The sequence below is a fragment of the Aeromonas sp. genome, from assembly GCF_050633025.1.
Taxonomy (GTDB): domain Bacteria; phylum Pseudomonadota; class Gammaproteobacteria; order Enterobacterales; family Aeromonadaceae; genus Aeromonas.
Genome location: NZ_JBODRQ010000105.1, coordinates 1 through 12349, shown reverse-complemented (window position 1 = coordinate 12349; position 12349 = coordinate 1). Strand labels below are relative to the sequence as shown.

The following is a 12349-nucleotide window of genomic DNA, read 5'->3' as shown; positions in this document are numbered from 1 at the left end:
TATACAGGAACTTAATATTAGATATCAATTAAAATTCCATCCAAAGTATCGGCATCTATGCAAGTTGGCCAAGAAATCGGCTGGTTCAAGGCCAGGGCGGGAGCATACTTTGTTAAAAGTAACAAATATGACGTTCGGCCACAAAACACCCAATCGGTGAGTAAATAGCACTCCGTTTCACTTCAAGGTGTGAGTAATATTCATACGAATGGCTGGCGTTTTGACCTGATTATTCATTTTTTAGATTAGGGTGCTCTCGCCCTGGGTTCAAGGTGGCCTAGATATTGAGCGGATGTTGCACTGCTGAATTGAATTCGCCCTAAGCCACTCCGATGCAGTCATATTGGGTAAAATTCAGTGGTCAGCATCTTCATCCTGGCATGCTGCTAATAGGGCGGCCCTCTTTATTAACGAATATAGTCAAACAACGTCAGACGACTTATTTTGCTGAAAGAGAGTTGCGAGGCACTCAATGCTGCATCCTCTTTTGACAAGGTAGAAATCACCTCATAAAGATCCGCCTCCGACACTTGAGCTCTCGCCTCGGCGTTGAGGTTACTCAATCCCTCATTGGAGCCCATAACATGCTCCAGGCTGTTCATCCGGCCACCCAGCGCCCCCAACCCATGATCGATATTCAGGCGGGCATTTCTCATATGAATGGTGGCATCTGCTATTTCCTGCTCGAATGTATCGGCAGAAATAGCGGGATCGCGCAGAGCCGTAATTAAATCAGACATGCCGTTCAGCACATTGTCATTTTGGGGTGGATTGAGAGCAAACTGCTGTGCAGTACCGCCAGCGGGTTGATCCAAAGTCAGCTCGAGGCCATTAAAGGGAATCTTGGTGCCGGGAATATAATTCCCCGTCTGCAAGGTAGTGCCACCGCTATCCTTGATATCATAGGTATCCGGTGGGCCAATGGTGGTTGATACCGTATAGGAGTTGCTTGGCAGTAGCGAGTTGTAAGTGGATTTGAAAAAATTATCAAAATTACCTTGGTCACCGATCCCGACCTTGATGTTCGCAGTGGTTGCGCTGGCGGTTCTTCTGGTCGCCACAATTTCGAACAGATCCTGCCCTGAATCATTGGCAGCAATTTGCACTGTCGGTGATACCTGAATTTTTCGCTGACCAGGATCACCCTGATAAATATATTTTCCGTTGACATCTTTTATATACGGCTGGGTTTTGCTTTGATTGCCACCAAATATAAATTCACCAGAGGAATTTTTGCTGTTCATCAGATCGAATATCTGCTGCTGCAATCCCTCCAGCTCGCTGGCAATAGCCTTGCGATCATCCGTGCTGATAGCGCCATTATTTGACTTCTGGATCAGGGTCTGGGCACTGAGCATCGCCGTATTGAGAGAATCCAATACCGTCTCTTCATGCCCCAGGCTGTTTTCCAACAAGCTGCCATTGACACTGTACTGCTTGAACAGCTCGATCTCCTTGGTCAGGGCCATCTTCTGACTCATCCCAGAGGGATCTTCTCCGGCAGTCTGGAATTTATTGCCGGTTTGCAGTTGTTGATAAGCGGTATTCAACCGCTCGTTGGCACTGTTGAGGGAATAGATATTCCGGTCGTAGATCATGTTGGTGGTGATGCGCATGACGTTACCTCACGGAAGAGAGCAGTGTATCGAAAATGGTTTTGGCTGTGCTGACGATCTGCGCCGATGCCGCATAGGATTGCTGGAAACGGATCAAATTGGCTGCCTCCTCCTCCAGGTTGACCCCTGATACGCTTTCAAAGATGCCCGTACTTTGAACAAGCTTCGATTCATTGGCCTTGAGCAGAGTTTTTGCCTGACTGGTATTGTTGCCCACCTCCATCACCAACCCGGAATAAGCCTGATTAAAAGTCATCTTGTCGTTGGTGGTCCCACCATTGGTGCTCTTGCGCACCAGCTCCTTGTTTTGCAGCTCGGCCAGCGCCAAGCCATTACTGTTATCGGCAAAGCCATTGCTGTTATAACTGAGCTTGAAGCTATCATTGGGATCCACAGCCCCTGTGATGCTGAACTCGTAGCCAGGCGCCAGTTTCGGGTTGGCATAGACAGCGGCTCCGGCGGGAAACGGGTTAACGATAGCCGACATCAGGTTCTGCCCCTTGCTGCTCGCAGGTGCAGTGCCGACCAAGGTAGTACCATCGGCTTGAAATACCTGATAGTTACCACTGGCATCGATTTTGACCACCTGAGGTGCCGTCATGCTCAGGCTGTTGGTGCCAAAGCCCGACCCCGTCCCGGTATTGAATACACCGCCCAGTTTGATCCCGGCCCCGCCGCCATTATTGGTGCTCTTTTCTGCTTTGAGCGGGGACGCCAGGGCCAAATCTTCCGACCGGGTGATCAACGGCTCCAATCCGGCAGCCACGCCCTTGGTCGGTTGCAGCAACAATTTGTCACCCGCGGCAGGGGTACCGGTGAGATCGATTGAAATGCCGTGACCAGTAAGTTCAAACGTTGCAGGAGGAGTCGTGCCCGTTGCTACAGAAGTGCGATTGCCTGACTTGTCCAGCGAGAATATCTCATAACCGGTGGCACTGCTAAATTGCACTTCATAATCAAACGGGGTCACTGATGTCCCCTTGCCCGGCACGAAACTGACATTCGCCCCGACCGTCCCCGTGTTATTGCCGTAGGGTAAACCCTTGCTGGTGGGCAGGGTGAAGATATCACCGCCAATCTCGTTATCCAGATCCATTCCGAGGCGGTTCTGCTGGTTCATCGCATCGGCCATCGCCACGGCCAGCTGCCCCAGTTCTCGCTTGGTGGGCTCAAGATCGGCACGCGCCTTGAACAGCCCTCCCATGGCACCGCCAAAAGTCGAGTTATCTATGGTTGCCTGATTATCCCCCAGAGTCAGCTGTAACTCTTGGGCCCGAGAGTCAGGATCCCCCGCAATCACTTTGAACTGGGCGACTCCCCCATCTAGGATCAACGAATGACCGGTGCTCATATTGACCAGCATGCTGCCGTTGGGTTGGACTACGGTGCGAATATCCATCTTCTCCGACAACTTGCGGATCGCCTCATCCCGCTGATCAAACAGCATCAGGTTCTCTTCGGGCCCGCCCTGGGTGCGGATGATAGCTTGGTTGAGATCATTGATGCTGATGAGCAGACTGTTGACCTGCTTGGTTTCATCTTCGACACGGGTGTTGATTGTATCGCTCTGCTTGTCAAGCTGCGCCGAAAGGGTATGGAAGCGGTTGACCACACTGCTCAATTCCGTCATCGCAATCTTGCGTCCCCCAAGCTCGGCGGGCGATTCATTGGCTGAGTGGAATGACTTGAAGTAGGAGGTAATCGCCGCCCCCACGCTGTTGCCGGTATCCGCCAACAAGCTGTCAACGTCAGCCAACTGCTGGTAATGGGTCTGGGAGGCATGATAGGCGGAGGTGTCACGACGCACCTCCCCCTGCATATAGTCGTTGATCACCCGCTCGGTCTTGATGTCACCGGTACCCAGACCAAGGGCATTGGTATACACCAGCGTACGCTCACGCACATAGCCCTGGCTATTGACGTTCACTATGTTGTTACTGGTGGTCTGCAACAGACGTTGCTGTGCCAGCACGCCCGATGAACCAATCCCAAGCAGGTCGCTTGCCATAGGTTACAACTCCATCTCGTTGTATTGGGCAATGGCATCACTGCGCAATACCTGTTTCAGTTTTCTGGCATAGTGCGGGTCGGTGGCATAACCCGCCTGTTGCAGCGCCTCGAAGTAGCGATCAGGACTATCGACCTTCGCCAGGGCGCCCTTGTAGCGAGAGCCGGAAGTGAGGAAGTCCACATAGTCGTTGAAGCTCTCTTCAAACGACTCATAGGAGCGAAATGCCGCTTTCTGGCGGGAGGCAACGCCTTGCTCATACTCGAGCGTGCTGACCACGGCCTTGGGCCCTTCCCAGCGCGGATCGGCCTTGATGCCAAACAGGTTATGGGTCACCTGCCCCTCGCCATCCTTGATCACCCGCTTGCCCCAACCGCTCTCCAGTGCCGCCTGAGCGACCAGTACCGCCGGGCTTAACCCCAACTTGTCGGCCGCTTTCTTGGCCAGCGGCATCAGGCGATTGACAAACTCTTCCGGCGTAGCGAACTCCTTGCTCCCACTTCCGCTGGCTCCGCGATCTTCACTGGCAATACGTCCCATAGGCGGAATGCTGCGGTGCGGTCGACGGGGCATAGTGAGTGCGTGGCTCTCCTTGACCCCCTCGGTCATCTCTTTTTCAGCAAAATCTTTGCCAACTTTTGATGCCGCGATCAAACCATCGGCCGCCGCCGTGGGTGGCTGATAGGGTTTGTAGGTCCGTTCGGTGCGCTGCGGCATCTTGAGCACCCGTCCATCCTGATGGGTAAAGGTCTCGGGAGAGAGCTGCTTAACCACCATGTCAGCCAATCCCAGTCCCCCCTTGCTGGAGATGTCGGCAACCCGCTGCTCATCCAGCATCCCTTCATAGAACTGGGTATAGCTGCTGTTCATCGGGTTGTCCTGAGTCAACACCCCGTTGGCCTGACGCATGCTCTGAAACAGCATCTGGGTAAAGATTGACTCGAACTGGCGTGACGCACTCTTGAGCGCTTCGGCCTGTCCCTCTTTGCTTTGGCTCATCTGACGCAGACGATCCAGGTTCTTGATGTCCTGTACCATCCCGAGATTCATGCCGCTGTTGGTGTCAAACTCCGCCATTTTGCTTACCTCATTGCCACCCATGGCAACCACTTGCCGCTGTTACAATATGACCAGTTGCCCTTCGATAGCACCTGCCTGCTGCAGCGCCTCGAGGATAGCCATCAAATCACCGGGGGCGACCCCAACCTGATTGACCGCACGAACCAGCTCATCCAGGGTCGCACCGGTATCAAACTTGAACATCCGCCCAGGCTCCTGCTGGACATTGATAGTCGAGTCGTTGGTCACCGTTGTCTCTCCCCCTGCCAGCGGATTGGGCTGGGAGACCTGCTGGTTTTCGGCGATGGTCACCGTCAGCCCGCCGTGGCTGATAGCCGCCGGTTTGAGCTTGACCTGACTGCCGATCACTATGGTGCCGGTGCGGGAGTTAACGATGATCTTGGCCGCCTCGTTGGCCGGATCCACCTCCAGGTTCTCGATGGTGGCGAGATAGGAGACCCGCTGACCCGGATCCCGCGGGGCATAGACCTTGACCGAGGTGGCATCGAGTGCCTGAGCGGTATTGGGCCCCACCAGATCGTTGACCACATCGGCCAGACGGCGCGCAGTGGTAAAGTCGGGGCGGTTAAGGTTGAAGGTAATCGTGTCCCCCTGGCTGAAGGCGTTAGGTACCTCCCGCTCCACGGTCGCACCATTGGCGATACGTCCCACTGTCGGGGTGTTGATCACCACTTTGGAGCCATCAGCCCCCTCGGCTCCCAGCCCCCCCACTACCAGACTGCCCTGGGCGACCGCATACACCCGCCCATCGAGCCCTTTCAGGAAGCTCTGCAGCAGAGTGCCGCCTCGCAGGCTCTTGGCCTCACCGATGGCAGACACCGTCACATCAATGGTCTGACCCGGTTTGGAAAAGGGGGGCAGATCGGCATGAATCGCTACCGGCGCCACATCCTTGATCTTGGGCTTGATATTATCCGGCACCTTGATGCCAAAGTTGTTGAGCATGGTGCGGAAGGTCTGCTCGGTGAAGGCGTTGTTCTTCTCGCCCGTACCGGGCAACCCCACCACCAGACCGTAACCAATCAGCTGGTTGTTGCGTACCCCTTCAACCGTGCTGATATCCTTGATCCTGGCCGCATTAGCCCCCCCCAGGGGCAGCAGACAGCAGAGCAGAGTGACAAGACGGAGTGACTTCATAACATCTCCTAGAGTGGCCACCAGGGACCATTGAAAAAGCTGGTAAGCCATCCCTGTTCCTGGGTATTGGCCAGATCACCGGTACCACCGTAGTAAATGCGGGCATTGGCCACTTTCTGGGACGAAACGCTGTTATCAGACGTCACATCCTCCGGGCGAATAAGGCCGGTGATCCGGATATATTCGTTGCCATTGTTGAGCATGATCCACTTCTCGCCGCGCACCAGCAGATTGCCGTTGGGCAGCACCTTGGCCACGCTGACCGAAATATTGCCCTGCAGGCTGTTGCTCTGATCTGCCTTGGCCTGTCCCTTGAACGCACTGTCTTGACCAATGGATGCCGAGAGATCATAGGGGCTGGCAGTGACCGGCACGCCGCCCAGCTTGACCGGATCCAGATTAAACTTGTTGTCCTTGCCACTCTGTGTATTGGCCTTTTTCGAGGCGGAGGTCGACTCTGACAGCTCGATGGTAATGATGTCACCAACCTTGTGCGCCTTGATATCCGAATAGATGCCATTGACCTGATCCGGCTGGAAAATAGCCCCTGTCGGCCGCACCGAAACCGGCTCCGACTCCCCGTAGACGGGAGAAAACTCGGGATCATCAGGCTTGGGTGTATTGGGTGTACTGCTACACCCGCCCAGTACCAGCAATCCCAGCATCCATAAGGCTTTCATCATGCACCTCCCAATTAGGTACGCTGGATCAGGAAGGACATCATGCCATCCACGGCAGAGAGCACCTTGGAGTTCATCTCGTAGACCCGCTGCGCCTGAATAAGGTTTACCAACTCTTCGGTCACGTTAACGTTGGAGGTCTCCAGCATCCCCTGCTTGATCACCCCAAGGCCATCGGCACCGGCAGTCCCCTGCGCGGCAGCACCGCTGGACTGGGTCTCGACGAACATGTTCTCCCCCATCGGCTGCAAACCGCTGGCGTTGACGAAATCGGAGAGGTTGATCTGACCCACCACCTGAGAGGCACCATCCCCCTTGAGCTGCACCGAGACCTGGCCATCCTCGCCCACCGTGACGCTCTGGGCGTTTTCCGGGATCTGGATTTCCGGTTGCAATGGGTAACCATTACCAGGAGTCACAATGGTCCCTTCATCATTGAGGGTAAACTGACCATTGCGGGTATAGGCCAGGCTGCCATCTGGCAGCTGGACTTCAAAGTAACCACGGCCACTGATCATCAAATCCAGCGAGTTGTCGGTGGTTTGCACGTTGCCCTGACTGTGGTTTTTCTGAGTCGCCACCACCTTGGCACCCGCTCCCAGCATCAAGCCGGAAGGGAGCTCGGTATCGGCAGAGGAGCGACCGCCGGGCTGATTGATGTTCTGATAAAGCAGATCTTCAAAGATGGCCCGTGACTTTTTGAAGCCCACGGTGCTGGCGTTCGCCAAGTTGTTCGAGGTGACCGAGATATTAGTCTGCTGTGCATCCAACCCGGTCTTACTGATCCAAAGTGCGGGATTCATAGGTAACTCCTTGATTAGCTGATTCGCAGCAGTTGGGTTTGAGCTTCATCATTCTCTTCGGCCGTCTTCATGATTTTGACCTGGGTTTCGAACTGGCGTTGCAGCCGGATCAGGTTGGTCATCTCATCCACCACATTGACGTTGCTTCCCTCCAGGGAGCCGGCAATCAGGCCAACATTGGCCGCGGCAGGTTCCTTCTGGCCATCCTTGCGGCGAAACAGACCATCTTGCCCCTTCTCCACCGCATCGGCGGCCGGGTTAACCAGCTTGATCCGCTGAAAATCTTCCGGCAAGTTGGCGGCGGCCCCCTCCGGTCGACCACTGATAGTGCCATCCCGATTGATCTCGAGTTTTTCCATCGGCATCGGTAGCACGATAGGCTTACCGCCATCGTCCACTACGTTCAGACCGGTCGAGGTTTGCAAGTTGCCAGTCGCATTGACCTGCAAATTCCCCATGCGGGTATAGGCCTCACCCCCTTTGGGGTCCTGCACGGTAATCCAGCCCGGACCATCTACCGCCACATCCAGATCCCGCCCGGTCGTCATCAGCATGCCATGCTGCAGGTTCTGGCCCGGACGTTCAGCCATGGCAAACACCCGGCTTGGCAAGCCCTCACCGAATGCCTGCATGCTTCTGGCCTGCTCGAAATCGGACTTGAAACCAGTGGTATTGGCATTGGCGAGGTTGTTGCCCCTAACAGCCAAGCTGTTCATGGTCTCTTTGGCCCCGGACATGGCGATATAAAGCAGGTGATCCATGGAATTCTCCGTCAAACAGATGACTCTGACAGGAGAAATGCAATTAGAGTGCCAACAGCAGAATATGGGAGGATGAGGAGGTCGGGGGGGCGACTGAAGCAGGGAGGGGGCAATCCCCTCCCATTATCATTCATTGCGCGATTAACGGATCTGCAGGATGGTCTGCTGCAGCGAACTGTTGACCTCCAGAGAACGGGAGTTGGCCTGGAAGTTACGCTGGGCCGTGATCAGGTCCACAAGCTCGGATGTCAAATCCACGTTGGATTGCTCCAGTGACGATGACTTGATGGTACCAAATGTTCCGGAATTTGGCGTCCCCGGCAAAGCATCGCCAGAGAGCAAGGACTGGCGCCAGGAGGTATCGCCAACCTGAGTCAATCCTTGCGAGTTGGCAAACTTGGCCATGGCAACCATGGCGACCTTGAGTGTGGTGGCGTTACTGTACGTGGCAGAAACAACACCGTCTGGCGTAATTTCAACCTTTGTTAGACGGCCCACTGTCGCACCATCCTGAGTCAATTTGTTGACTTCAAAAGGTGAGTTGTATTGGGTAACAGTCCCAAGACGAATTTCCAACGTCTGAGTCGGGTCTGCACCATTATCGATAATCCCTGCTCCACCGGCGCCATTGCCCAATGCAACAGTCTTGATAGGCACAACCGGTATGGTTGTATCCAGCTTACCCGAAGGAGTAAATGTCATCTGCAGACCAGTGGGAATACCTGCTCCTGGACTCGCAGTACCACCATTAATATTTATAGGCTTGTCCCCTTCATACATGAACATACTCCAAGTTCCCGGGTTCAGAGGCTGCCCCGCATTGGCCGGATCTTCATGGCGGACAAAATATTTGGTGATTGTATGGGGAGCACCAAGCGAATCATAAATAGTTACTGATGTTGAATGAGCATATGTTGACGAGTTAGTGCGATCAAAATTAGCGGGCAAAGTAGGCTTTGTTTTACTATCGATACTCAAGTTAAAACTTGCCTCCACCAGTGAAGTCATTTTAGGCTCACCAGCCCTATCAGGTATTTGAATAGGCTTAGTCGCATTAATACTGACAGCCTTGGGCGTACCATCAGGATTAATTTCATAGCCTTGCAGGTAATGGCCCTGATTGTTGACCATATAGCTGTTTTCATTGAGCTTAAAGGCGCCGGCACGGGTATAGGTGCGATCCAGGTTGGTCAGGCCATCGGAGGTCACAAAGAATCCATTCCCCTGAATCGCCAAGTCCAGCGCGTTATTGGTAAATTGCAGCGCCCCCTGGTGGAACTGCTGGGCAACCGCACCGGTCGCCACACCGTTACCGACCTGAGTCTTGGCATTGACAAAGATGGAGTTGGCGTAGACATCCGCAAACTCGGCACGGGACTCTTTAAAGCCCATGGTGTTAACGTTGGCAATGTTGTTGGCGGTGACGTTCAAGTCTTTTTGTGCCGCGTTGACACCGCTCAAGGCATTGTTAAATGACATATCCAGCTCCTTAGATCGATGCTGTCGACGTGGTTTTTGACGGTGCAACCGTCGGATTTGAATTGGTGCCTGAAATTTGCAGAATATTGTTCAGATATTCGCTCCCCAGCCCTCTCAAGTTGAGACGAGTCGGGTTAGTTGCATTGCCCAAGGCAACGCTATCCACTTTGGCATAAGTGTATGCAGCAATATTTTCCGACTGGCCATCAAGAGTACCGCTGGCTTTGACGACATACTTGCCTGCAGAAACTCGGTTACCAGCCTTGTCTGTACCATCCCAAGCGACTTCGACGTTACCTTTTTGCTCTCCTTCCAGAGGAAACTCTTTGATAACTTGTCCCTTTTCGTCTTCGATAGTGATTTTGATATTCGCATATTTATTAGTAGTGCCAACCGCTACGACTGCTGATAGTGGCCCCTCTTTGTCTAAATAGCTTATATTGCTTGGCAGTAGCACGTTTTGACCTACTAAAGAGGATGCTTGCAGGGCTTGACTGGAAATCATCTGGTCATTGAGTTTCCCCATCTGGGTAGACAAACTACTGATCCCCTCCGAAGTTGACATGGACGCCATTTGGGAAAGCATCTGGGCATTGTCGACAGGCTTGAAAGGGTCTTGATACGATAATTGCATTGTTAGCAGCTTCATAAATGAAGCCTGATCCAGCTCTTTCTTGGGCGCTGTTGTTTTTGCATTACTCCCGATGGGCGCTGTAGCATTATTGGTACTAGAGGTTGATACGCCTGCATTACGAGAGGGATTCCAATAAAGATTATTTATGTCAGACATAATAAAAATCCTCTATTTACCCTTTGCCAAGCTGGAGTGTCTGCTGCAGCATCTTCTTGGCCGAATCGGCAACCTGTACATTGGTCTGATAACTGCGTGAGGCGTTGATCATGTCAGCCATCTCTTCGACCATGTTGACATTTGGCTTGAAGATAAAACCGTCTTTATCCGCCATCGGGTGATTGGGGTTGTACTCCTTGAGCAGTGGCGCCTTGCTCTCGACAATCCCCTTCACCTCCACCCCGACTGAGCCCTGCTTGTCAGACATCGCCTGATCGAGCTGGGCGGCAAAGACTGGCCGCCTGGCGTGGTAAGTATTTTCCACACTGGAGCTGACGCTGTCCGCGTTGGCCATGTTGCTGGCAACTGTGTTGAGGCGCACTGACTGTGCACTCATAGCCGAGCCTGCTATGTCAAAGACCTTGAACAAACTCATCACTGCTCTCCTTTCAGAGCCTTGAGCAGGCCACTGATCTTGCTATTCATAAATTCAAGGGAGGTTTGATACTCGAGGCTATTACGCAGAAATTCGCTGCGCTCCTGCTGCACATCGACTGTATTGCCGTCACCGGTATCCGGTTGCAGCGGGCGACGATATTGCACTGACCCCGGAGCCTCCATATTCAAGGCAAAGTGCTTTTCACTGGTCGTTGTCAGACCAAAACCTTGATCCGACTGGGCCTCCTGCAATGCCTGAGCAAAATTGATATCCCTGGCCTTGAAGCCCGGGGTATCGGCGTTGGCAATATTGCTGGAAAGCACTTCAGCACGCTTGGCGCGAACGCTTATCGTGTGTTGATGCACGCCGAATGCCTTGTCAAATGAAAAAGCCATAGCACACCTCCTGCTTAATAATTTTTATAAGCAAGAGGTGTGCCATTAGAGAAATTCAGATCGAAAAGCTGGGCGTGGGCGCCTTTCAGAGCGGAAACAACGGAAGTATCTTGCCCCCATGACCAGAGTGCAGCATCTGACCTCCATAGAGGTTGAACCACCGCTATAGTGGCGAGAGATGGCAAGTAAATTGAAGGACTGATCAGTAGACAAAGAAAGAGGGAAGGCCATCGCTTCCCTCTTCACATACACTGACAATGGCTTGGAAAACCCCAAAATATCAAGGGAATCAGGCCTATTTTACCTTGTAAACAATCCCCGGATTGCAGCGGATCATCTCGAACCGGTCAGTCAACCCAGCTAGTGACTCCGATGCCCCCAACATCAGATATCCCCCTGGGTTGAGGCTGGCGGCAAACTGGTTGAGGATCTTGGACTTCACTTCCGGTGCGAAATAGATGAGCACGTTACGGCAAAAAATAATGTCAAATTTGCCGAGCAGGCTATAGCTCTCCAACAAATTGATCGGCCGGAAGGTGGTCAATTTTCTGACTCGCTCTACCACCCGCATCTTGTTGTCACCGCAGGGCTCAAAAAACATCTTCTTGCGCTCGGGGGACAAACCTCGCGCCAGAGCAAGACTATCGTAAACGCCTTCCTTACACTGATTGAGCATGGTCGTCGAAATATCCGTCCCGACAATCTGCACGCCACCAGGCAAGGTGCCCGGCTTTTTCATCTGCTGCTCCAGTGCCGTCATGGCAATGGAATAGGGCTCCTGGCCTGACGAGGAAGCTGCTGACCAGATTTTGATGGGGCGGCCACTTTTTCCCAATTCAGGGAAAATCTTGTCTGTCAGCAGCTGAAACGGATAGGTATCACGAAACCAGAGAGTCTCGTTGGTCGTCATGGCATCCACCACGGCCATTTTCAGGTCACGCTCTCGCACACTCATTGCACGGGTAACCAGATCAGACAGACTCTCGATGCCAAACTGAACCATCAAAGGTGAAAGACGGCTCTTCACCAGATACTGCTTGTTGTCCCCCAACACAATTCCGCTCTGTACTGCCAGAAAGTTGCTGAACTGTTTGTATAAGTCGTCCGAAAGTGTCTTCATGCAGCTGTTCTTCTTTATTAGAGTGCGTTTTGTACGGCCTT

At 53.2% G+C, this 12349-nt stretch carries 12 protein-coding genes; all 12 read right to left on the bottom strand.

Going from position 1 to position 12349, the window contains the following annotated elements:
* Positions 1–407 precede the first annotated feature (407 nt).
* A complete protein-coding gene (gene flgL, locus ACRAUW_RS13605; protein WP_431362701.1) occupies positions 408–1616 on the bottom strand; it encodes a flagellar hook-associated protein FlgL in 1209 nt (402 codons plus the stop codon).
* A 4-nt stretch (positions 1617–1620) separates the two neighbouring features.
* A complete protein-coding gene (locus ACRAUW_RS13600; RefSeq protein ID WP_431362700.1) occupies positions 1621–3624 on the bottom strand; it encodes a FlgK family flagellar hook-associated protein in 2004 nt (667 codons plus the stop codon).
* 3 nt (positions 3625–3627) lie between these two features.
* Complete coding sequence (gene flgJ / locus ACRAUW_RS13595; protein ID WP_431362699.1) at positions 3628–4701, bottom strand: flagellar assembly peptidoglycan hydrolase FlgJ; 1074 nt, start codon at positions 4699–4701, stop codon at positions 3628–3630.
* Between the two features lie 42 nt (positions 4702–4743).
* Entirely contained in the window at positions 4744–5841 is a 1098-nt protein-coding gene (locus ACRAUW_RS13590) for a flagellar basal body P-ring protein FlgI (RefSeq protein WP_431362698.1), read from the bottom strand.
* 8 nt (positions 5842–5849) lie between these two features.
* Positions 5850–6521: a flagellar basal body L-ring protein FlgH gene (gene flgH / locus ACRAUW_RS13585; RefSeq protein WP_431362703.1), complete on the bottom strand. Its 672-nt coding sequence runs from the start codon at positions 6519–6521 to the stop codon at positions 5850–5852.
* A 14-nt stretch (positions 6522–6535) separates the two neighbouring features.
* The gene (gene flgG / locus ACRAUW_RS13580; protein WP_431362697.1) at positions 6536–7324 is read right to left on the bottom strand and encodes a flagellar basal-body rod protein FlgG; all 789 of its coding nucleotides are present in this window, start codon (positions 7322–7324) and stop codon (positions 6536–6538) included.
* A gap of 14 nt (positions 7325–7338) precedes the next feature.
* The gene (flgF, locus tag ACRAUW_RS13575; protein ID WP_431362696.1) at positions 7339–8085 is read right to left on the bottom strand and encodes a flagellar basal-body rod protein FlgF; all 747 of its coding nucleotides are present in this window, start codon (positions 8083–8085) and stop codon (positions 7339–7341) included.
* 141 nt (positions 8086–8226) lie between these two features.
* Entirely contained in the window at positions 8227–9564 is a 1338-nt protein-coding gene (flgE, locus tag ACRAUW_RS13570) for a flagellar hook protein FlgE (RefSeq protein ID WP_431362695.1), read from the bottom strand.
* Between the two features lie 10 nt (positions 9565–9574).
* A complete protein-coding gene (locus ACRAUW_RS13565) occupies positions 9575–10354 on the bottom strand; it encodes a flagellar hook assembly protein FlgD (protein ID WP_431362694.1) in 780 nt (259 codons plus the stop codon).
* Positions 10355–10370: 16 nt separating this feature from the next.
* Positions 10371–10790: a flagellar basal body rod protein FlgC gene (gene flgC / locus ACRAUW_RS13560; protein ID WP_005334167.1), complete on the bottom strand. Its 420-nt coding sequence runs from the start codon at positions 10788–10790 to the stop codon at positions 10371–10373.
* Positions 10790–11188: a flagellar basal body rod protein FlgB gene (gene flgB, locus ACRAUW_RS13555; protein WP_431362693.1), complete on the bottom strand. Its 399-nt coding sequence runs from the start codon at positions 11186–11188 to the stop codon at positions 10790–10792. The genes flgC and flgB overlap by 1 nt, the downstream gene beginning before the upstream one ends.
* A gap of 295 nt (positions 11189–11483) precedes the next feature.
* Positions 11484–12308 carry a CheR family methyltransferase gene (locus tag ACRAUW_RS13550; protein ID WP_431362702.1) on the bottom strand — a complete coding sequence of 275 codons (825 nt, stop codon included), beginning with the start codon at positions 12306–12308 and terminating at the stop codon, positions 11484–11486.
* Between the last annotated feature and the right edge of the window lie 41 nt (positions 12309–12349).

Bases quoted from the DNA above. Each gene is read 5' to 3' on its own strand.
- flgL (WP_431362701.1), bottom strand. From the start codon at position 1,616: ATGCGCATCACCACCAACATGATCTACGACCGGAATATCTATTCCCTC.
- ACRAUW_RS13600 (WP_431362700.1), bottom strand. From the start codon at position 3,624: ATGGCAAGCGACCTGCTTGGGATTGGTTCATCGGGCGTGCTGGCACAG.
- flgJ (WP_431362699.1), bottom strand. From the start codon at position 4,701: ATGGCGGAGTTTGACACCAACAGCGGCATGAATCTCGGGATGGTACAG.
- ACRAUW_RS13590 (WP_431362698.1), bottom strand. From the start codon at position 5,841: ATGAAGTCACTCCGTCTTGTCACTCTGCTCTGCTGTCTGCTGCCCCTG.
- flgH (WP_431362703.1), bottom strand. From the start codon at position 6,521: ATGAAAGCCTTATGGATGCTGGGATTGCTGGTACTGGGCGGGTGTAGC.
- flgG (WP_431362697.1), bottom strand. From the start codon at position 7,324: ATGAATCCCGCACTTTGGATCAGTAAGACCGGGTTGGATGCACAGCAG.
- flgF (WP_431362696.1), bottom strand. From the start codon at position 8,085: ATGGATCACCTGCTTTATATCGCCATGTCCGGGGCCAAAGAGACCATG.
- flgE (WP_431362695.1), bottom strand. From the start codon at position 9,564: ATGTCATTTAACAATGCCTTGAGCGGTGTCAACGCGGCACAAAAAGAC.
- ACRAUW_RS13565 (WP_431362694.1), bottom strand. From the start codon at position 10,354: ATGTCTGACATAAATAATCTTTATTGGAATCCCTCTCGTAATGCAGGC.
- flgC (WP_005334167.1), bottom strand. From the start codon at position 10,790: ATGAGTTTGTTCAAGGTCTTTGACATAGCAGGCTCGGCTATGAGTGCA.
- flgB (WP_431362693.1), bottom strand. From the start codon at position 11,188: ATGGCTTTTTCATTTGACAAGGCATTCGGCGTGCATCAACACACGATA.
- ACRAUW_RS13550 (WP_431362702.1), bottom strand. From the start codon at position 12,308: ATGAAGACACTTTCGGACGACTTATACAAACAGTTCAGCAACTTTCTG.